The 19,090-nt window shown below is 50.2% G+C and carries 18 protein-coding genes; 4 read left to right on the forward strand and 14 right to left on the reverse strand.

Features of this window, described 5'->3' with window-relative positions:
* Positions 1-20 precede the first annotated feature (20 nt).
* Genes PGS38_RS06600 through PGS38_RS06615 form a run of 4 tightly spaced genes read right to left on the reverse strand, consistent with a single transcriptional unit; the run spans position 21 to position 4,841 of the window.
* Positions 21-1,220, reverse strand: a complete 1,200-nt coding sequence (locus PGS38_RS06600; protein WP_118594426.1) for a ribonuclease E/G — start codon at positions 1,218-1,220, stop codon at positions 21-23.
* Positions 1,213-1,920, reverse strand: coding sequence for a TIGR03936 family radical SAM-associated protein (locus tag PGS38_RS06605; protein ID WP_117508951.1), 708 nt, complete (start codon positions 1,918-1,920; stop codon positions 1,213-1,215). Before PGS38_RS06605 ends, PGS38_RS06600 begins: the two co-directional genes overlap by 8 nt.
* Positions 1,904-3,769 (reverse strand): TIGR03960 family B12-binding radical SAM protein, encoded by a 1,866-nt coding sequence (locus tag PGS38_RS06610; RefSeq protein ID WP_118594425.1) that lies wholly within the window; start codon positions 3,767-3,769, stop codon positions 1,904-1,906. The genes PGS38_RS06605 and PGS38_RS06610 overlap by 17 nt, the downstream gene beginning before the upstream one ends.
* Positions 3,770-3,794: 25 nt before the next feature.
* On the reverse strand, positions 3,795-4,841 hold the full coding sequence (locus PGS38_RS06615; protein ID WP_117509152.1) for a M42 family metallopeptidase: 1,047 nt from the start codon (positions 4,839-4,841) through the stop codon (positions 3,795-3,797).
* Between the two features lie 294 nt (positions 4,842-5,135).
* On the opposite strand from PGS38_RS06615, the gene PGS38_RS06620 reads away from it, so the two are divergent.
* Positions 5,136-6,011 (forward strand): YitT family protein, encoded by an 876-nt coding sequence (locus PGS38_RS06620; RefSeq protein WP_055267889.1) that lies wholly within the window; start codon positions 5,136-5,138, stop codon positions 6,009-6,011.
* A gap of 80 nt (positions 6,012-6,091) precedes the next feature.
* Here PGS38_RS06620 and PGS38_RS06625 read toward each other — a convergent pair whose 3' ends face one another.
* A complete protein-coding gene (locus PGS38_RS06625) occupies positions 6,092-6,679 on the reverse strand; it encodes a 50S ribosomal protein L25 (protein ID WP_118600932.1) in 588 nt (195 codons plus the stop codon).
* 230 nt (positions 6,680-6,909) lie between these two features.
* Complete coding sequence (locus PGS38_RS06630) at positions 6,910-7,911, reverse strand: DnaJ C-terminal domain-containing protein (RefSeq protein WP_117804994.1); 1,002 nt, start codon at positions 7,909-7,911, stop codon at positions 6,910-6,912.
* A gap of 216 nt (positions 7,912-8,127) precedes the next feature.
* On the opposite strand from PGS38_RS06630, the gene PGS38_RS06635 reads away from it, so the two are divergent.
* From PGS38_RS06635 to PGS38_RS06645, 3 genes are all read left to right on the forward strand, one after another.
* Positions 8,128-9,330, forward strand: a complete 1,203-nt coding sequence (locus PGS38_RS06635; RefSeq protein WP_055267885.1) for an iron-containing alcohol dehydrogenase — start codon at positions 8,128-8,130, stop codon at positions 9,328-9,330.
* A gap of 85 nt (positions 9,331-9,415) precedes the next feature.
* Positions 9,416-9,895 (forward strand): DUF6465 family protein, encoded by a 480-nt coding sequence (locus tag PGS38_RS06640; protein ID WP_055267883.1) that lies wholly within the window; start codon positions 9,416-9,418, stop codon positions 9,893-9,895.
* Between the two features lie 130 nt (positions 9,896-10,025).
* Positions 10,026-11,411, forward strand: coding sequence for an MATE family efflux transporter (locus PGS38_RS06645; RefSeq protein ID WP_055267881.1), 1,386 nt, complete (start codon positions 10,026-10,028; stop codon positions 11,409-11,411).
* A gap of 82 nt (positions 11,412-11,493) precedes the next feature.
* On the opposite strand, the gene PGS38_RS06650 is transcribed toward PGS38_RS06645, so the two are convergent.
* The 8 genes from PGS38_RS06650 to PGS38_RS06685 form a co-directional block, all read right to left on the reverse strand.
* Positions 11,494-12,267 carry a histidinol-phosphatase gene (locus tag PGS38_RS06650; RefSeq protein ID WP_055217914.1) on the reverse strand — a complete coding sequence of 258 codons (774 nt, stop codon included), beginning with the start codon at positions 12,265-12,267 and terminating at the stop codon, positions 11,494-11,496.
* Positions 12,268-12,294: 27 nt separating this feature from the next.
* Positions 12,295-13,152: a transporter substrate-binding domain-containing protein gene (locus tag PGS38_RS06655; RefSeq protein ID WP_055217916.1), complete on the reverse strand. Its 858-nt coding sequence runs from the start codon at positions 13,150-13,152 to the stop codon at positions 12,295-12,297.
* Positions 13,153-13,274: 122 nt separating this feature from the next.
* Complete coding sequence (locus PGS38_RS06660; protein ID WP_055267879.1) at positions 13,275-14,018, reverse strand: amino acid ABC transporter ATP-binding protein; 744 nt, start codon at positions 14,016-14,018, stop codon at positions 13,275-13,277.
* Between the two features lie 3 nt (positions 14,019-14,021).
* Positions 14,022-14,696, reverse strand: a complete 675-nt coding sequence (locus tag PGS38_RS06665; protein ID WP_022462789.1) for an amino acid ABC transporter permease — start codon at positions 14,694-14,696, stop codon at positions 14,022-14,024.
* A gap of 207 nt (positions 14,697-14,903) precedes the next feature.
* The gene (gene eno / locus PGS38_RS06670; RefSeq protein WP_055217920.1) at positions 14,904-16,205 is read right to left on the reverse strand and encodes a phosphopyruvate hydratase; all 1,302 of its coding nucleotides are present in this window, start codon (positions 16,203-16,205) and stop codon (positions 14,904-14,906) included.
* A 197-nt stretch (positions 16,206-16,402) separates the two neighbouring features.
* A complete protein-coding gene (gene sufU, locus PGS38_RS06675) occupies positions 16,403-16,831 on the reverse strand; it encodes a Fe-S cluster assembly sulfur transfer protein SufU (RefSeq protein ID WP_055267877.1) in 429 nt (142 codons plus the stop codon).
* A complete protein-coding gene (locus PGS38_RS06680; protein WP_118659664.1) occupies positions 16,821-18,038 on the reverse strand; it encodes an aminotransferase class V-fold PLP-dependent enzyme in 1,218 nt (405 codons plus the stop codon). The genes sufU and PGS38_RS06680 overlap by 11 nt, the downstream gene beginning before the upstream one ends.
* Positions 18,025-19,083: a SufB/SufD family protein gene (locus PGS38_RS06685; protein WP_118659666.1), complete on the reverse strand. Its 1,059-nt coding sequence runs from the start codon at positions 19,081-19,083 to the stop codon at positions 18,025-18,027. The genes PGS38_RS06680 and PGS38_RS06685 overlap by 14 nt, the downstream gene beginning before the upstream one ends.
* Positions 19,084-19,090: the final 7 nt, after the last annotated feature.

The following is a 19,090-nucleotide window of genomic DNA, read 5'->3' on the forward strand; positions in this document are numbered from 1 at the left end:
CCTCCTTTGTAAGGTCACCGTCATTTCATCTGTTCTGCCAGCGGCCGGCGGATTTTCTTTCTCGTCAGTTCCACGAGATGAAGCGCCGTCATATCCACAACTTTGGTCTGGACGGGATCTTCCCGCACAAGACCCTGCAGGAAGCCGAGAAGGCGCTCCTCCTGCTCTTTTTCCGGCATGTTGATAAAGTCAACCAGGATCAGACCGGAAATCCCGCGCAGGCGGATCTGGCGGGCGATTTCGCGGGCTGCCTCCTGGTTTACGCTGTACAGAAACGTATTTTTCCGTCCGCCGAGCTGCTTTCCGCTGTTCACATCGATCGCGGTCAGCGCTTCGGTCGGTTCGATCACGAGGAATCCGCCGGAAGGCAGATCCACACGTTTGTCGAGTGCCTGTTTTACGTGATTTTCGAGATTTTCTTTCTTTGTCAGTGTGGTAAGCTGATCCTCATACCAGGTCAGGCGGCAGTCGTGAAAATCATGGCGCTCCAGATATTCTCTGCAGATCTCATACGTTTCTCTGTCATCTGTCACAAGTTCTGAAACTGACGGTGCATACCGTTTGACGAGCTCCGGCACGGCATCTGACGCCCGATACAGGCAGGAGTACAGGCTCCGCATCGTTCCATACTGGACAATCCGCGCGAGTTTTTCGGACAGCTCGAGATATTCCTGCCGGATCTCTTCTTCCGAAGCATCAGCGGATGCGGTGCGGAAGATCACGCCAAACGGAAGGCTTCCGCCGGAAAGCTCTGGAAACATCCGGCTTCCCAGTTCTTTTAACCGTTTTTTCTGCTCCGGCAGAAGGCGTCCCGAGCATGAGATTTCCGGCTTTCCATAATAGAGCGCCAGGGCACTTCCCGAAAGAGAAAGTTCTGCTGTCGCCGACGGAAGCTTCGTTTTCTGCGCTTCCCGCTGGATCTGCACGACAATTTCATCTCCGACATGCAGTTCCGTTCCCGGTGCTTTTTTCAGAAGATACCCTTCTTTTACACGGGACAGATCAAGAAAACAGCTCTGCTGCTCCGCAAACGAGACAAATGCCCCGCGGATCCCGGGCGCCAGTTTTTCCACCCGGCCGACATAGATATTGCCAAGCAGCGTTTCCTTCTCCCTGCAGAGGGCCGTCAGTTCGACCGGTCTTTCTCCTTCCACCAGCGTGTGTACCAGGTAATCTTTTCCCTCCCACGGCAGATGGGCAATGACAACTCGTTTACTCAACTTCTTCTCCTAATGCTTCCAGCGGAACCAGCTTTCGCTCTTCTTCCGTTCCGATGTCTGCGTAAACTTCCTCGCGCAGAATCGTGTATGCAAACGGCGGCAGTTCAACCCCGCACCATTTGCAGAACGCTTCCATCACGAGCTCCGGTTTCAGGTTCGAAACACTTCCGGTGGAGAGCTGCATCCAGACACCGCTTTTCTTTGCTTTCATATCGTAAATCCATGGGCGGATATCGGTCAGCTTTTCGCTTCGTTTTGTCTTTCGCATGATCTCAATCTGCGGAAGTGCAAAAAACACCGGTACTTTCGTTTCCAGATCAATCTCCGGCATTTTTCCCTCGCGGAACTGCACGAGATAATCGGCTCCTGCTACGAGAGACATTGCCTTGCTTGCTTTTCCATCCGGCACATGGCGGGCGGAAAGCACTTCCATTCCCTCAACCATCGTCGCATTCAGACGTTTTACAATCTCGTCGGTTTTCATATCTTCCGCGAGCACCATATCGAAATATTCACCGGTGCTGCTGATGCCGACACCGAGCGGAGAAGCAAACGACAGCAGCATGTGCGGGCTGAAGCCCTCGGAATAAGCGATCGGAAGTTCCGCACGGCGGATTGCTTTCTGGAAGTAACGCATCACATCCAGATGACCCACAAATTTCATCACACCTGTTTTGGCAAACTTAATTCTGATTTTCATAGCAGACACCTCCTCCGAATGATTTTGCTCCGCAGCCGGAACACTGCATCTTACAGTTCGGGGTAACGGTTTCCTGCTGTGCCCGCTCCCATTCGCGGATCAGGAATTTTTTCGTCACGCCGATATCAAGGAAATCCCACGGAAGGATCTCATCGGTGCTGCGCTTACGGCAGGCATAGAACGAAACGTCAATGCCGGTCTCTGCAAACGCTTCTTCCCAGGCATCTTTCCGGAAATACTCGGACCAGGCATCGAAAATAGCACCTTTTCTGTACGCTTTTTCAATAACTTCGGCACATTTCCGGTCACCGCGTGCAAGGAATCCCTCCAGAAGGGAAATATCTGCCTCATGATAAATGTAACGGATGCTCTTCTGATTCAGCTGTGCGCGGACCTCTGCCTTTACAATCGCCGCTTTGTCAAGAAACTCCCTCTCCGTGTTCATCGGTGCCCACTGGAACGGAGTGAACGGCTTCGGAATAAAGAACGAGGAGCTTGCCGTAATCTGGCATTTTCCGTTTCTCTGGTCTTTCGGAATCTCATAGTAACGCTCTGCGATCTTTTCCGCCAGATGCGCAATTCCTTTGATATCATCCTCGGTCTCGGTCGGAAGGCCCAGCATGAAATACAGTTTTACTTTATTCCAGCCGCCCTCAAACGCTTTTCCGGCTCCGTCGAGAATGACTTCCTCGGTCAGACCTTTATTAATAACATTCCGCATCCGCTGGCTTCCCGCCTCCGGTGCGAAGGTCAGGCTGCTCTTTTTGATATCCTGTACCTTGCTCATGACATCGAGGGAAAATGCGTCGATTCGAAGAGACGGAAGGGAAATATTGACACCTTTTTCCGGGCAGCTGTCGATCAGATAGTTGACAAGCTCCGGAAGATGGCTGTAATCACTCGAGCTCAAAGAACTCAACGAAATCTCATCGTGGCCGGTATTGCGCAGCATATGGGTCGCAAGTTCTTTTAACTTCTCCACATCGCGCTCTCTTGTCGGACGGTACACCATACCCGCCTGGCAGAAACGGCAGCCGCGGATACAGCCGCGCTGGATCTCCAGAACGACACGGTCCTGTGTTGCCTTGATAAACGGCACGACCGGTTTCTCCGGATACGTTGCCTCGGTCATATCCATGACGAGCTGTTTTTTGATCTTTTCCGGCGCTTCCGGGATGGACGGCGTAAAGGCTGCAACGGTTCCGTCCTCGTGGTACGTTACTTCATAAAACTGCGGTACGTAAATGCCCGGGATCTGGCATGCCTTTTTCAGAAAATCCAGACGGGTTCCGCCGTTCTTTTTATTTTCCAGATACGTGTCGAAAAGCTGGTCGTACACAACCTCACCCTCTCCGATGTAAAACAGGTCGAAGAACGGAGCGATCGGCTCCGGGTTGTACGTACACGGGCCGCCGCCGATGACGATCGGGTCCTCGCCGGTACGCTCCACCGCATGCAGCGGGATTCCGGCAAGGTCGAGCGCCTGCAGAACGTTTGTATAACACATCTCATACTGCAGGGTGATGAACAGGAAATCCTCGTTTTTCACCGACTCCTGGGATTCCAGGCCGAACAGCGGAATGTTCTGTTCACGCATCACGCGGTCCAGATCCGGCCATGGGGAATAAACTCGCTCGCACCACATGTCCTCGCGTTTGTTGAACATATCGTACAGGATCTGGATGCCAAGGTGGGACATACCGATCTCATACACATCCGGGAACAGGAATGCGCCGCGCAGGGCTACTTTCTCTTTGTCTTTTACGACACTGTTGAATTCATTTCCAATGTATCGCGCAGGCTGCTCAATCTGGAGCAGCACTTCTTCTGGCAATGCTAATTTTCTCATGCAATTCTCTCACTTGTTCTTATTTTTATTTGTCCAGATACGCCGCAAGCAGTTCCAGCGTATTCTTCACGCCGTCCACATGGCTTCTCTCATATCCATGGGATGCGTACACACCGGCGCCGATCAGGGCATGGCGTGCGTCTGCGCCGCCGCGGAGCGTTGCCTCCACGTCAGAGCCGTAGTGCGGGTAAACATCCGCCGCATAGTCGATTCCGTTTGCTTTTGCTGCCGCAATCAGCTCACCGGTAAAATCGTAGCTGTAAGGGCCGCCGCTGTCTTTGACGCAGATGGATACCTGATGCTCTTTACACTCCAGTCCGTCGCCGACACAGCCCATATCAACAGAAAGGATATCCGTCACACCCTCCGGCACGGAAGCAGATCCGCCGTGGCCGACTTCTTCGTACACGGTGATGTGCTGATAAACCGGACGGGACGGTGTGATATTTTCTTCTTTTAAATACTTCGCATAGCCGAGCAGGATTGCAACGCTCAGTTTATCATCGAGAAAACGGCTCTTGATGTATCCCTTCTCGGTGATGCGGGTTCTCGTCTCAAAGCAGACGATATCACCGGTCTCGATGCCGAGCGCTTTTGTCTCCTCTTTGGAGAAGACCATCTCATCCAGAACGACCTCCATATTGTCGTAGGTGCGGTCCTGCTGGTCGTAGGAACCGTTGACATGGATCGACGGGTTGTTCATCTGGAAGCAGCCCTCGTACCGTTTTCCGTCTCTTGTGATGACAACGCAGTTTTCCGTCTCCGCATTGTTCGGATTCATACCGCCGAGCGCGGTGAGACGAAGACGGCCGTTTCCTTTCACTTCCGCTACCATGCCGCCGAGCGTATCGGTATGTGTCTCCACAAGGACACCGCCGTTTCCTTCACAGCCTTTGGCAAGCTGCACCAGAAGGCCGCCCTTTGTGGTGATCACCGGCGCATAGCCCATCGCTTCGTACTCTGCTTTCAGCCATGCAATGGCATCTTTCGTGTAGCCGGTCGGGCTGTCGATGGAGAGCAGTTTTTTCAGTTTCTCTGTTATAAAATCAACATAAACCTTTGTATTTTTCATGTTTCTTCCTCCATTTTTGTTTCTGTTTTTTCTTCTTTTTTCGAAACATTTTGAAACAGAAACTGCAGATTTTTTTCTTTCCGAAAAAAGATCCTGCCCTTCATCATACCACAGAAATAAATTGGATACAACCATCGGAAAACGGAAAAATGGAAATAAGGAAAATGTAACTGGACAAACTACCATATGCCATGCTATGTTTGAAGAGGGGGATACATTATTAGCTGTTATTCAAAAAAGTTTCTTCTATAATAAAATGAAGGTCGCCTCAAATTCAAATAAAGGAGCAAAAAAATGGACACAAAAGAACAGGCATCGCAGCCTGCATTACAAACGTTAAAAGAATATGCTGTCATTACCGCAGCTGTTCTGATCATGGACATTGGAATTTATGTTTTTAAATTCCCCAATAATTTTTCTTTCGGCGGTGTATCCGGTATGGCCGTTGTCATCTGCCGGTTTCTTCCGTTCACTGCCTCACAGATCAACCTTTTTATCAACCTGCTGCTTCTGCTGGTTGGTTTTGCTGTGCTGGGGCGGAACTTCGGCGTCAAGACAGCCTACGTGACCGTGCTTTCCTCGGTTCTTCTGAACATTTTTGAAAAGCTGTTTCCGATGGCACATCCGCTTACCGATGAGATCATGCTGGAGCTCTGCTTTGCCATTATTCTTCCGGCACTGGCGGCAGCACTGCTGTTTTTTGAGAATGCCTCCGGCGGCGGCACAGACATCATCGCCATGATTATTAAAAAATATTCTACAATGAATATTTCCACTGCCCTGCTGGTGACCGACCTCATCGTTGTCATCCTTGCTTTCCTGATTTTCGATACCTTAACCGGACTTTGTTCGGTTCTCGGTCTGATAGCGAAAACACTGCTGATTGACAAAACGATTGAGCGGATGAAGCTGAATAAATTTTTTACGATTATCTCCAACAATCCGCAGCCGATCTGCGATTTCATCACAAAGGATCTCAATCACAGCGCAACCCTTTACGACGCCGTCGGCGCTTACTCCGACCAGCAGCGGACAGTCATTCTCACGGTTGTGGATGTCAAGCAGGCCGTCTATCTTCAGCGGTTTATTCATGATACCGAGCCGACCGCGTTTATTGCGATCACAAAGAGCAGCGAAATTATCGGAAAAGGCTTCATGAGTTATATCTGATCGATTCAAACCATATTTTTCACGCAAAAAATCCGAAGGTTTTTGACGCCTTCGGATTTCTTTGTATGTGCTTATTCTGTTTATTTCTCTTCTGCTTCTTCGGTATCTTCTGCCGATGCTTCTACGTTGTGGGAAGCCATCAGACTTACGACAATGGATTCCGGATTGGTCTTTATGGTGATATCCGGGTCAGCGGCCAAGGACAGATCTTTGACGCGGATGACATCACCGATCTTCATCTCTCCGACATCGACCATTACCTGATCGACCAGGGATGCCGGGTATGCCATGTAGGCAACCTCGTTCAGATCCTCCTGCAGAACGCCTTCTGCGATCTTTTCATGGTTTACAAGGACAATCTCTGCAACGGAATGAACTTTCTCGTTGCTGACCAGTGCCTGGAACTCGATCGAATCGATCTGTCCGGCTACCGGGTTATAATCAACATTTTTGATCAGGACATCGTATGCGGTTCCGTCGACATCCAGCATAATCTGGCTGCCTTTGTGGTCTGTCTTCAGCAGTTTCTCGATATCTCTTTTTACCATCTTAACTGGAATGGATTCTTTCATCTCTCTGCCGAATACATTGCCGACAACGTATCCTTCTCTTCTAAGTCTTTTTGCTTTTACATCCAAACTTCTCTTTTCAGCTTTTAAAGTATTCATTTACCTTTTCCTCCAAAAATCTGATTCTTAGCAGGCTTCTTATCTTGTGAAGGGTGTTAAGTTTGCTTTGCCTTGTGGCTATGAATAAGTTTCTTGGAACAGGATGTTTGGGAACATGCAAGGAAGAATTGGTTTCTTGTTGATTCCTTTTCTTTGTTCTAGATGTAATATAATACCACAAACACGATTTGTCAACCCGGATTTTCCGATTTCACAGTTTCTTCACATTTTCAGCACGCTTCCTTATATTCCATCAGTTTCTGGCGTGCTGTGCGGTTCAGACTGCGCGGTACAGCAATCTCAATCGTCGCATAATGATCACCGTGCACGTTCGCATCTTTCATCGATACCATGCCCTTGCCGCGCAGACGGAGCTTACTGCCGGACTGTGTTCCTTCCTTGATTTTGCAGACCACATCTCCGTACAGTGTCGAGACACGCGCTTCACCGCCAAAGACTGCCGTTGTGTATGGAATCTGAATCGTCGTGTAGATGTCCATTCCGCGCCGTTCAAAGCCTTTCTTTTCTTCTACATTGACCTTCAAAATCAGATCGCCGCGGCGGCCGTTTGATCCTGTATGGCCTTTGCCGCGCAGACGGATGCTCTTTCCGCTCTCGATACCGGCCGGGATTTTAACCAGCAGCGTATTGGTCGTTCCATCCGGGTTCCGCAGGGTAATCTGTTTTTCACAGCCCGATGCCGCTTCCTCCAGGCGGATCGAAACCTCAGCGTGCAGATCGAGATCCTCTGCCGTACCGCGGCCGGAAAATGCATCCTCAAACGGATGTCTGCTACTTCCCGAACGCGTATACCGCTCGCTTCCGAATCCACGGCTTTTGCCATGAAACATCTGATCAAAGAAATCGCCGAACATATCGTCCGCGTTTCCTTCAAAGTGAAATTCGTGATAGCCGCCGTTGTTTCCGCTTCCGCCGAACGGGTTTCCATACGCACTGCCGTACGGATTTCCACCGCCCTGCTGGCCGTACGCGCCGGCTCCCTGGTCGAACGCCGCGAATCCGAACTGATCGTACATTTTCTTCTTTTCCGGATCGCTTAAGACAGAATACGCTTCTGTCACTTCCTTAAATTTCTTTTCCGCATCCGGGTTTCCCGCATTCGTATCGGGATGATATTTTTTCGCCAGTTTCCGGTATGCACGCTTGATTTCTTTCTCGTCTGCATTCCGGCTGACGCCTAATACTTCATAATAATCTCTCTTTGTTTCCATCATCAGGCACCTCCAGTCAAGCCTTTTCCTGATTTCCCAGGTGAACAATTCCTGGCTCTCTTTATCTGTTCTATTTGTACTATAACACGCATTTTTTACACTGTCAATTCTTTTCACGGAAGATTCAAAATTCCTATACGAATTGAAAAACCTGCCGTGCACTGTTACAATAAGAGATATACGATTCTCACGATTTTTTATGGAGGTACTTGATTGATGCATTCCATTTTCTGGTTCCGCACCCGGCAGTGGGTGTTGAGCCGCGTTCTTCATCTGACAGAGCATAAGAAACAGACACTCCTTGCAGCACCGGATGCCGTTCTGCTGCTCCCCACGTTATTCCGGAAACGCCGGATCTCCCGGATTCTCCTGGTGACTACCCCCGGCTTTGTCCGCCGCGGAACACTGACGTCTCTGCTGGACGGCTGTAAAAAAGAAAACATTTCCGTCACCATTTTCTCCGAAATCGCCCCGGATCCGCAGATTGAGAGCGTGGAACAGGGTTTCCGTCTTTATCAGCAGATTCAGGCGCAGGCTATCCTCGCCATCGGCGGCGGATCCGTTCTCGATGCAGCAAAGCTGATCGGTGCCCGCGTCTGCTGTCCGAAAAAGACGGTTCCTGCGATGCGGGGCCTCCTGAAAGTCCGTCGGAAACTTCCGCCGCTGTTTGCCGTGCCGACGACAGCCGGAACCGGTTCGGAGGCAACGGCGGCAGCTGTCATCACAGACTGTATCGACGGGAAACCATACAAATACGCCGTCAATGACCTCTGTCTGATCCCGGATACGGCAGTTCTCGATCCGCGTCTTACGATCAGCCTCCCGTCCTCTATGACCGCAGATACCGGTATGGATGCCCTGACCCATGCCATGGAAGCTTTTCTGAACCTCTTCGCCTCCCACAGCGTGCAGAATGCATCCATCGAGGCAGTCTGCGAAAATTTCCATGCCCTGCCCGAAGCCTGGCGTGACGGCTCCCGTCTTGCCGCACGGCAGGAAATGCTTCATGCATCGTATCTGGCCGGTTTCGCTTTTACCAACAACTTTGTCGGCTACGTCCATGCCATCGCTCACGCCGTCGGTGCACTGTACCACATTCCGCACGGAAGAGCCAACGCGGTTCTGCTGCCTGCTGTTCTGCGCGAATACGGTTCCTGCATTGCGCCTAAACTTGCCGTTCTCGCCGATGCGCTTTCTCTCGGCGGAGATACCGTTTCTGAAAAGGCTGAGCGGATGATTGCAGCTATCGAGGCTATGCGCGATTCGTTTGACATTCCATCCACTCTGCCACACCTTTCGCCGAATGATTACACAGAAATAGCACGCCGTGCTTTAAAAGAAGCAAATCCCACCTACCCTGTTCCGCAGATCTGGGATTCTGAAAAAATCTTTTCTGTGCTCCGCCGTGTACAATCCTAAAGCCGCTGTTTTCTCGAATTTAAATTTGACAGAACGCAAAAAACATGGTAATTTATTAGAGATATCGCATAGAGGAGTGAATAAAATGAATAAAAGAACCATGAAAAAAATGGCCAAAGCGAAACAGCAGGCTGCAGAAGCTGCAAAAACAGCGGAAACCGTTGTAAAGACAGCGGCACCGGCAAAAGAAGTAAAACCAACGACTGAAAAAACCTTACATACAGAAGCAGCAGAAGGAAAAGCAGAAGCTGCAAAAGAGCCGAAAAAAGCAACCAAAAAAGAAACCGTTAAAAAAACAGTAAAAAAGGAGACCACGGAAACCATGGCAGAAGCAACCAAAACCCCACGTAAAATGACAAAAGTATCTGATACCGTTCTTGAGATCTTCGAGACAAAAGTATCTATGAAAGACCTCGAAGCAGTCATCAAAAAAGAAGTAAAAGCAAACGGATTAAAAGGCGAGATCAAAATCTACCTGAACGCAGAGCAGAGAGCCGCTTACTACACCGTAGACGGACAGGGATCTGACGATTTCAAAGTAGATCTGACCACTCTTGCTGAATAATTTTTCTGTCAGCTGATCTATCAGAACAGACCAAAAGCGGCATGTCCGAAACAAAGTCTTCCGGATTTTGTTTCGGACATGTTTTTTGCTGTCTGTTCCCAAACCCCAAAAAACGACAAGGTATTTTTCTATGAAAACTGTAAACCATCTCGGAACCGATCCGATCGGAAAACTGGTTCCCCGTATTGCTTTTCCGAGCATGCTGGCACAGTTCGTGAGTGTTCTGTACAGCATTGTAGACCGTATGTACATCGGCCACATTGCCTCTGTCGGTGATCTGGCGCTCGCGGGTGTCGGCGTCTGCGGTCCCATTCTCACCATGATCGGCGCGTTCTCCTCCCTCATCGGGGTCGGCGGCGCACCGCTGCTCGGCATCCGGCTCGGAGAGAAAAATGAAAAAGAGGCATCCCGCATCCTGGCTAATGCGTTTCTGATGCTTGTTTCCCTGTCTCTCGTTCTGACAGCCGCGGCGCTTTTTTTAACCCGCCCGATGCTGATGGCATTCGGAGCCAGCACCGTTACGTATCCTTACGCCAGAGCCTATTTTATGATCTACGTTTCCGGCTCTGTGTTTGCGCTTTTATCGACCGGCCTGAACCAGTTTGTGATCTGCCAGGGCTTTGCCAGTGAGGGAATGAAATCTGTTCTGCTAGGCGCCGTCCTGAATCTGCTGCTGGACCCTGTGTTTATCTTCGTTCTGCATCTCGGCGTGCGTGGCGCAGCAATTGCAACCGTGCTCTCCCAGATCGCAAGCTGTCTGTATGTGCTGCATATTCTGTTCGGAAAGACGATTCCGATCCGCATCACCTTCGGCGGGTATTCATTTGCGATCATGAAACGCATTCTGACAGTCGGTTTTACTCCGTTTCTAATCATTGCCATCGACAATGTGATGATCATTGCGATGAACGCCGTCCTGCAGCGGTATGCACCCGCCGGACAAGGAGACAGCTTCATCACCTGTGCAACGATCGTTCAGAGCTTTATGCTGATTATTACGATACCGCTCGGCGGAATCAGCGGCGGAACGCAGTCAATCCTCGCATACAATTATGGAGCTGGAAATTCCGGGCGTATTCTTGAGGCACAGAAAACCATCATCGCACTCTGTGCCGGATTTACGACCTTGATGTTCCTCGTCTCCAATGCCGCCGGAACGCTGTTTGCGCAGCTTTTTACTTCCGATCCGCAGATCGTCTCGATGGTGGTCCGCGCGATCCATATTTCGACACTCTCAGTCATTCCGCTCGGCATTCAGTACGAGATTGTAGACGGCTTTACTGCAATGGGCTGCGTGCGCTATTCGTTTGCACTCTCCTTCTTCCGGAAATTCGTCTACTTTACCGCTCTGTTTCTTCTGCCGCGGTTCTTTGCACTGGAAAACATCTTCTACGTGGAACCTATTTCCGACCTGATCGGGCCGGTTGTCTCAATGATTGTTTACTGGACTTCGATTCAGAAGATTCTGAAACAGCGGGAAGAGGCGGTACGGCTGATGCACACAAAAAAAGCATAAAAAATCTCATATCAAAAAAGCTGTTCTTTTCCGCGGAGTTTTCAAAACTCTCACCAGAAAAGAACAGCTTTTTCTGCTTCTGTTAAAATGTCTTCGGCATCGGAACGGTTTCCTGTACTTTCAGACCGTATTTTGCTGCCAGCTGCAGTGCCTTCTGTTCCGTCTCCGGATTCCAGACGGCTTTCGGCGTATGGGCATCACAGCCGAAAACGGCGGTGTTTCCTTCTTCGCCGGCGATCTTCCAGAACTTCTCGTTCGGATACCATCTTTCTTCCATCAGACCAAGGAAATTGATCTCCAGCGGAATGTTTCTCTTTTTCACCTCACGGCAGAGTCTCCGGTATTCCCGGTCGAACACTGCTTCGTCGCCGTTGAATAAAAAGAGATCCGGGTGTGCCAGATACAGGTATTTTCCGGTATCGATGCCTGCCAGGCACTGGTCCACATACTGTTTCAGGTAGCTTCCGTCTGTTGTTCCATGGCCGCTGTAGAGAATCTTTTCGATCTCATTTCCCAGGCTGTGCTGGCCAAGCACAAAGTACTCAAACGGATAGTCCGACAAAAAATCAATCAGCTGATCCCAGAATCTCGGGAAATACTCTGTTTCGAGTCCGAGATGGATTTCAATATCCTTGTCATACTCTTTTTTCAATGCCAGCACGGTGTCTACATAGCCTTCCACCTGATCGAGCCGCATCCGCATGCCGGAATCGTAGCCGTCCGGGAACGGATAAGGCGAATGGTCGGAAAAACCGAGAATTTTAAGGCCGCCCTCAATCGCGCGCTCCACATACTCCCGCTCCGTTCCGTCCGCATGGCGGCACCGCCATGTATGGGTATGATAATTTGCAATCATGATCTGTAACCTTCTTTATTTTGTATCTTATTCTGCTGCTTCTTTGGAGATATCCGTTCCAAAATATTTTTCCGAAAGCTCTGTCAGTGTTCCTTCTTCTGCGAGCTCGCCAAGTGCTTTGTTGACTGCCTCAAGCAGCGTCTTGGTCTCATCGCCTTTTTTCATCGGAATACCGACTTTTGTGGATTCCGGATCGAGACATGCAATTTTGATCTCTGCATCCGGGTGTGCTTTCATATAATCGTAATACGTTACCTCTGCGTTCAGAGTTGCATCGATACGGCCGCTTAAGAGAAGCTCGAAAGTCTGCTCCAGATCGTCAACACCGGTAACGGCTGCGCCATATTTCTCGGCAACTTCTGCATACGTACTGGAAATGGTGTTCGCGGTGCTCTTTCCGTCGAGATCCTCCATGGACTGGATTTCATCGTTAGCAGAGTTTACGATAACAGCGGTGCGGTTGTATGCGTATGGATCGGAAAAGCTGTATTTCTCAGCGCGCTCCTCTGTGATATCTACGCCGTTTACCATGATATCGTACCGGCCGGAATCGATTCCTGCAAGAAGGCCGTCCCACTCACCCTCTACAAAGGTTGCTTTCACGCCGAGTTTCTCTGCGATCTGCTGTGCCACTTCTACGTCATAGCCGACCAGGTTGTCGTCCTCATCGTGATACGTCCACGGTGCCCAGGTTCCTTCCATTGCCACAACGATCTCACCCTTGCTCTGGATCTGCTCTAAAAGATCCCCAGACGCACTTGCAGAAGATGCTGATGAAGAGGAAGAAGCACTGCTGTTATCTGCCGTGCTGTTTCCGCATCCGGTCAGTAAAAAGGATGATGTCAGGATACCTGCCAGAAATACTGCTGCCATTTTCTTTTTCATAATATTCGCCACTCCTTTTTTGTTTTGTTCTGGAAGAAGCTGCCTTTGCTTCTTCTGTTTTCTTTATTGCAAACTGTCCGGATTCCGTGCTCCGGGCAGGATTTGCCGCTTTGCGGGATACCTTACTCGTAATGCTGTTCAATATTCTGCAAAAATGTTCTCGTCCGCTCTTCCCGCGGATTTGCGAAAAATTCCTTCGACGGACCTTCCTCAACGACAACGCCGTTTTCCATAAAGACAACTTTGTTCGAAACGTTTCTTGCAAAGCCCATCTCATGCGTGACAACGAGCATTGTCATTCCCTCTTTGGCAAGCTGGCGCATAACACCAAGCACCTCGCCGGTCAGCTCCGGGTCGAGTGCTGAGGTCGGCTCATCAAAATAGATAATTTCCGGATCGGTTGCCAGTGCACGGGCGATTGCCACCCTCTGCTGCTGTCCGCCGGAAAGCTGATGCGGATAGTAGTCCGCACGGTCCAGCATGCCTACTTTTTCAAGCGCTGCACGCGCTTTTTCCTCCGCCCTGGTTTTTGGCATTTTTCTGCCGATGATCAGGCCTTCGGTTACGTTATGAAGGGCTGTTTTGTTCAGGAACAGGTTATAGTTCTGAAATACAAATGCGGTTTTCTGACGGATCGCCGCGATATCTTTTTTGCTGATGTTGTGGAACGGATATTCTTTCCCGTCAAAGATCAGGCTGCCGCCGTCCGCATGCTCCAGAAAGTTGACACAGCGCAGCATCGTCGTTTTTCCCGAACCACTCGGACCGAGGATTGCAACAACATCGCCCTGTTTTACTTTTAAATCTACACCTTTTAATACTTCCAGGCTGCCGAACGCTTTCTTTAATCCTTTAATTTCCAGCATGGCTTATTCCCCTTTTTTCTGATATGTACTCAGTTTCTTCTCTCCGATTCCCTGCAGCTTCGTGAGCACAGTGGAGAACAGCAGGTAGATCAGTCCTACTTCAATATACAGTGCCAGCGGCTCATGGGTGCGCGCTACAATCCGCTGCGTTACCATAAACATCTCCGTTACGGTGATATTTGCGGCAAGGGAAGTATCCTTTACCATGGCGATCAGAGAGTTGGAAAGCGGCGGGAAAGCGGTGCGCATCGCCTGCGGAAGGATAATTCTCCGCATGATCTGCAGATACGACATGCCGACACAGTAGCCGGCTTCGAGCTGGCCTGCCGGAACGGCTTCCAGGGCCGCACGCATCGTCTCGGCACTGTAGGCGCCCTCATTCAGGGAAAAGACGAGAACTGCCGCCGGAAACGGATCGATCAGAATACCGGCGCGCGGAAGTCCGTAAAACACAACGAAAAGCTGGACCAGAAGCGGGGTTCCGCGGAAAATCCAGATATAGAAACGTGCAATCTGACGAAGGCCTTTGATGTTTGCAAACTGTACCATAGCCATTGCCGTCGCAATTACAAGTGCAATGGAAAACGAGATTACAGTAAGCGGAATCGTCACCTTAAGGCCCGGCAGAAAGATTTTCCAGAAAGAATCCAGAAGAATATTCCATAATCTTTCGCTCATTTCGATATATCCCCCTTATTTTTACATTTTCCTAGATAGGATAACACTTCAAGTCCGCTTCAAGTCAAGTGTTTTTTCATATACCCCTCCCCCGCATGCAAGAATCCCCGGGAAACACGTTTTTCAACGGCCCCGGGGACACTTATTTATGGTTGGTTTTAAGAGGAAGGATCTTGTCTTTTTTTATGGTATTATGTTATTTACTGCTTAGTCCTGTGTCACATTAAATGCTCTTGCACCAGGGTATACAGCGGCCGTTCCAAGTTCTTCTTCGATTCGGAGAAGCTGGTTGTATTTTGCAACACGCTCGGTACGGCTCGGTGCACCGGTCTTGATCTGGCAGGTGTTCAGGGCAACAGCCAGGTCTGCGATGGTGGTATCCTCGGTCTCACCGGAACGGTGGGAGGAAATTGCGGTGTAGCCTGCTTTGTGAGCCATTTTGATTGCCTCAAGGGTCTCAGATACAGAACCGATCTGGTTCAGTTTGATCAGGATGGAATTTCCGCAGCCAAGGGAGATACCTTTTGCCAGACGCTCAGTATTGGTTACAAACAGGTCGTCACCGACAAGCTGTACTTTTCCGCCAAGCTCTGCGGTCAGCTCTTTCCAGCCTTCCCAGTCTTCTTCATCCAGAGCATCCTCGATGGAGATGATCGGATATTTCTCTACCAGTGCTTTCCAGTGAGCGATCAGCTCTTTGGAAGTAAATACAGTGCCGGCTTTCGGCAGTTTGTATTCACCCTTGGTTCCTGTCTTCCACTCGGAGGAAGCAGCATCCATCGCGATCTTGAAGTCTCTGCCTGGCTCGTAGCCTGCTTTTTTCACTGCCTCAAGAATGGTCTCGATGGCTTCTTCATCGGATTTCAGAGCCGGTGCAAAACCGCCTTCATCTCCAACCGATGTTGCCAGTCCGCGCTCTTTTAAGATGGCAGCCAGTGCATGGAAGACCTCAGCGCACCATCTTAAGCACTCTTTGAAAGAAGATGCTCCAACCGGCATGATCATGAACTCCTGTACATCCAGGCCGGAAGAAAGTGCGTGGCATCCGCCGTTGATGATGTTCATCATCGGAACCGGCAGACGATTTCCGGAAACGCCGCCGAAGAAGCGGTACAGCGGAATCTCAAGTGCGTTTGCTGCTGCTCTTGCGCAGGCAATGGATACAGCCAGAATGGCGTTTGCACCCAGGCGGGATTTATCTTTTGTTCCGTCTGCATCGATCATGGCTTTGTCTACAGCGTAGGTATCGGATGCATCCATACCTTTTAAGGTATCGTTGATGACGGTGTTGATGTTTTCTACTGCTTTCTGCACACCTTTTCCAAGGTATCTTGCTTTATCTCCATCTCGTAATTCCAGTGCCTCAAACTCACCGGTAGATGCGCCGCTTGGTGCCATGCCGCGCCCTACAACGCCCCCTGCAAGAACAACCTCAGCTTCTACGGTTGGGTTTCCTCTGGAATCCAGAATTTCTCTTCCTTTTACTTCCTCAATTTTCAGGCTCTTCACTTTTCGTGTGCTCCTTTCTCGTTTGTTTCTGGAGTTTCCCGCCTGCGAAGTGTCCAAGATCCGCAGACGGGAGATAACAATGATTGATTCACTTTGGTTAGTCTTTACTAACTGTAATTCATTATAACTAATTTTTTGAAAATTGCAAGTGGGTAAAGTGATACTTTTTCTCAGAAATGCAAAAAGTTTTTCTGTTCTTATTTTTCCTGTTTAAATGCCTCTTCCAGCGTATGCCATCCAAGCACTGCACATTTCACTCTTGCCGGCATGTGGGAGATGTCCTTCAGTGCACCAGCCTCCTCGAGTTTGTCAATCTCCTCGTCGGATGCTTCTCCTTTGATCATGCGCAGAAACAGATTTCCCAGGCGCAGTGCCTCGTCCTTCGTCTTTCCGATGATCATGCCGAGCATAATGTCCGCCGATGCCTGCGAAATCGCACAGCCGTCGCCCACGAACGCACCGTCCGTGATCACATCGCCGTCGACTTTTAATTTCAGCCAGATATCATCGCCGCAGCTTGGGTTGACGCCCTCGAGTACGATGTCCGCATCCGGCAGATCATGCTTGAATTCCGGACGCAGATTGTGCTCCGTCAAAATTTCGTTATAAAATCCTCTACTCTCCATAGCCCATTCTCCTTCTGATTGTGGATACACTTTCGATCAGTGCATCAATCTCTTCCGGTGTATTATAAAACATCATGCTGGCTCTTGTCGAACTTCGGACGCCAAGATATTCCAGAAGCGGCTGTGCACAGTGGTGGCCTGCCCGCACATCGATGCCGTCAGAAGAAAGAATTTCGCTCACATCGTGCGGATGCACGCCGTCAATCGTAAACGAAACGATGCCCGTATGGTTGGCCGGATCTTTGGAACCGAGGATATGAACGTACGGCAGCGCGCCGAGTCCTTCCATAGCACGTTGCGTCAGTTCCAGCTCTTTTTTCTGGATATAATCAAATCCTTTTTCCTGCAGATACCGGATCGCTGCGGCCAGCCCCACCGCACCGGCTGCATTTACCGTTCCCGCCTCAAATTTCTGCGGAACCGGTGCAAAAACGGCTCCGTCGCGGTGAACGGAATCGATCATCTCGCCTCCGGTTAAAAACGGCGGCATTTTTTCCAGCAGTTCCAGTTTTCCATACAGACAGCCGATTCCCATCGGGCCCATCAGCTTATGGCCGGAAAAGGCGAGAAAATCTGCATCCAGCGCATGTACGTCGACCGGCATATGCGGAACGCTCTGGGCGCCGTCCACAACGACAACGGCTCCCACGCGGTGCGCCATCTCCGTGATTTTCTGGAGCGGATTCACGCAGCCGAGCACATTCGATACCTGCGCAACAGCCACAAGACGTGTTCTCTCATTAATGCCCTTTTGGAGCTCCTCATCGGTCAGCTCGCCCTCACTGGTACATTCCAGATAATGGAGCTTCGCCCCAGTCATACGCGACACCATCTGCCACGGAAGCAGATTGCTGTGATGCTCCATGATTGTTACAGCGATCTCGTCGCCTTCCTTTAAAAAGTTCAGGCCATAGCTGTATGCCACAAGGTTCAGGCTTTCCGTTGTATTCCGGGTAAAAATAATCTCCTCCGGCTCTTCTGCATGAATAAACTCCTGTACGGTCTTTCTTGCCTCCTGATAGCTCTCCGTCGCCTCCAGGCTTAAAGGATAGAAGCCTCGCAGAGGATTTGCATTTTTCTGTTCGTAAAATTCCTGTACTGCAGCAAGAACGCATGACGGGCGCTGTGCCGTCGCCGCGTTGTCCAGATAGATCGTGTCCATTTGCTGCAGAAGCGGGAAATTTTTTCTGATGTTATCTGTTGTCACGGTCAAGCACCTCCGCAAGCTGTGTTTTTACTTTCTGTTCGATGTCCGCATCGCCGATCTTCTGGATTTTTGCTTCCAGTTTCGCCCGCGCTATCGTATTTTCTGCCTGTGTACGGTCCATGCCGCGCGCACCGAAGTAAAACAGTGTCTCTTCATCGAGTTCTCCGATTGCCGCGCCGTGGCTTCCCTGTACGTTTTCCTCTGCACAGAGGATCACAGGAATCGTCTTGTTGACTACATCATCGCCGAGCAGCAATACCTGTTCTGTCTCTGCTCCGACGGAATCTGCCGAACCGCGCACAAAGTCGATTGTGCCGCGGAAGATCTTTTCCGCCGCATCCATCAGCGTTCCGTCTGCCTGGATCGTGCTCTCGGTTACTTTTCCGAAGTGGCGCACATTCAGATTGACATCAAATTTCTGCTGATTCTGCAGAAGATAGCCGATTTCTGCCTGCAGTGATGCGTGATCCTTCTGCAGTTCGGTCCAGATACCGTCATAGACATCGCCTTTTCCGACAACGACCTGTAAAAGATCCAGTGCACCATTTTCCTCGCAGATGCATCCGACATCATTTAAAAGCTCCTGTTCCTCACCGCGCATCATCACCTGCACGAGCCGGATGCGGCTGTTTTTTTTCGCGTAAAGTTCTGTCCGCACCGCGAGCTGTCCCGCTGCCTGTGCCGGTTCAAATACCTCGAAAACGGTAAGGGAAGCTCCCTCTTCTGCCGCCGCGCGGATCTTTCCGGATGAAACCTTCTCTTTTCCCTGTCCGATGGAAAGCGTGACCTGTTTCGTCTGCCCCTCCTTTGCAGAGACACTCCAGTTTTTCGTCTGCTCCGGTGCAAAAAGGACATCCGTCTCTTTTCCTGCCCCGGTATTCATAGCTTCCGGAAAACCCGTTATCTCATCATCCGCAGACGGCTCTTCCGCGCAGATTTCACACGGCGCACCCGCCGCCCATTTTACTTTTGTATCATTTAATCCCAGCCAGTACCATGTTTTCGATGGAAGCTGGTTGATTTTCATGCTGTTCTGTTCTTCCATGTGTCTG

The organism is Fusicatenibacter saccharivorans, from assembly GCF_027667425.1.
Lineage (GTDB): Bacteria > Bacillota > Clostridia > Lachnospirales > Lachnospiraceae > Fusicatenibacter > Fusicatenibacter saccharivorans.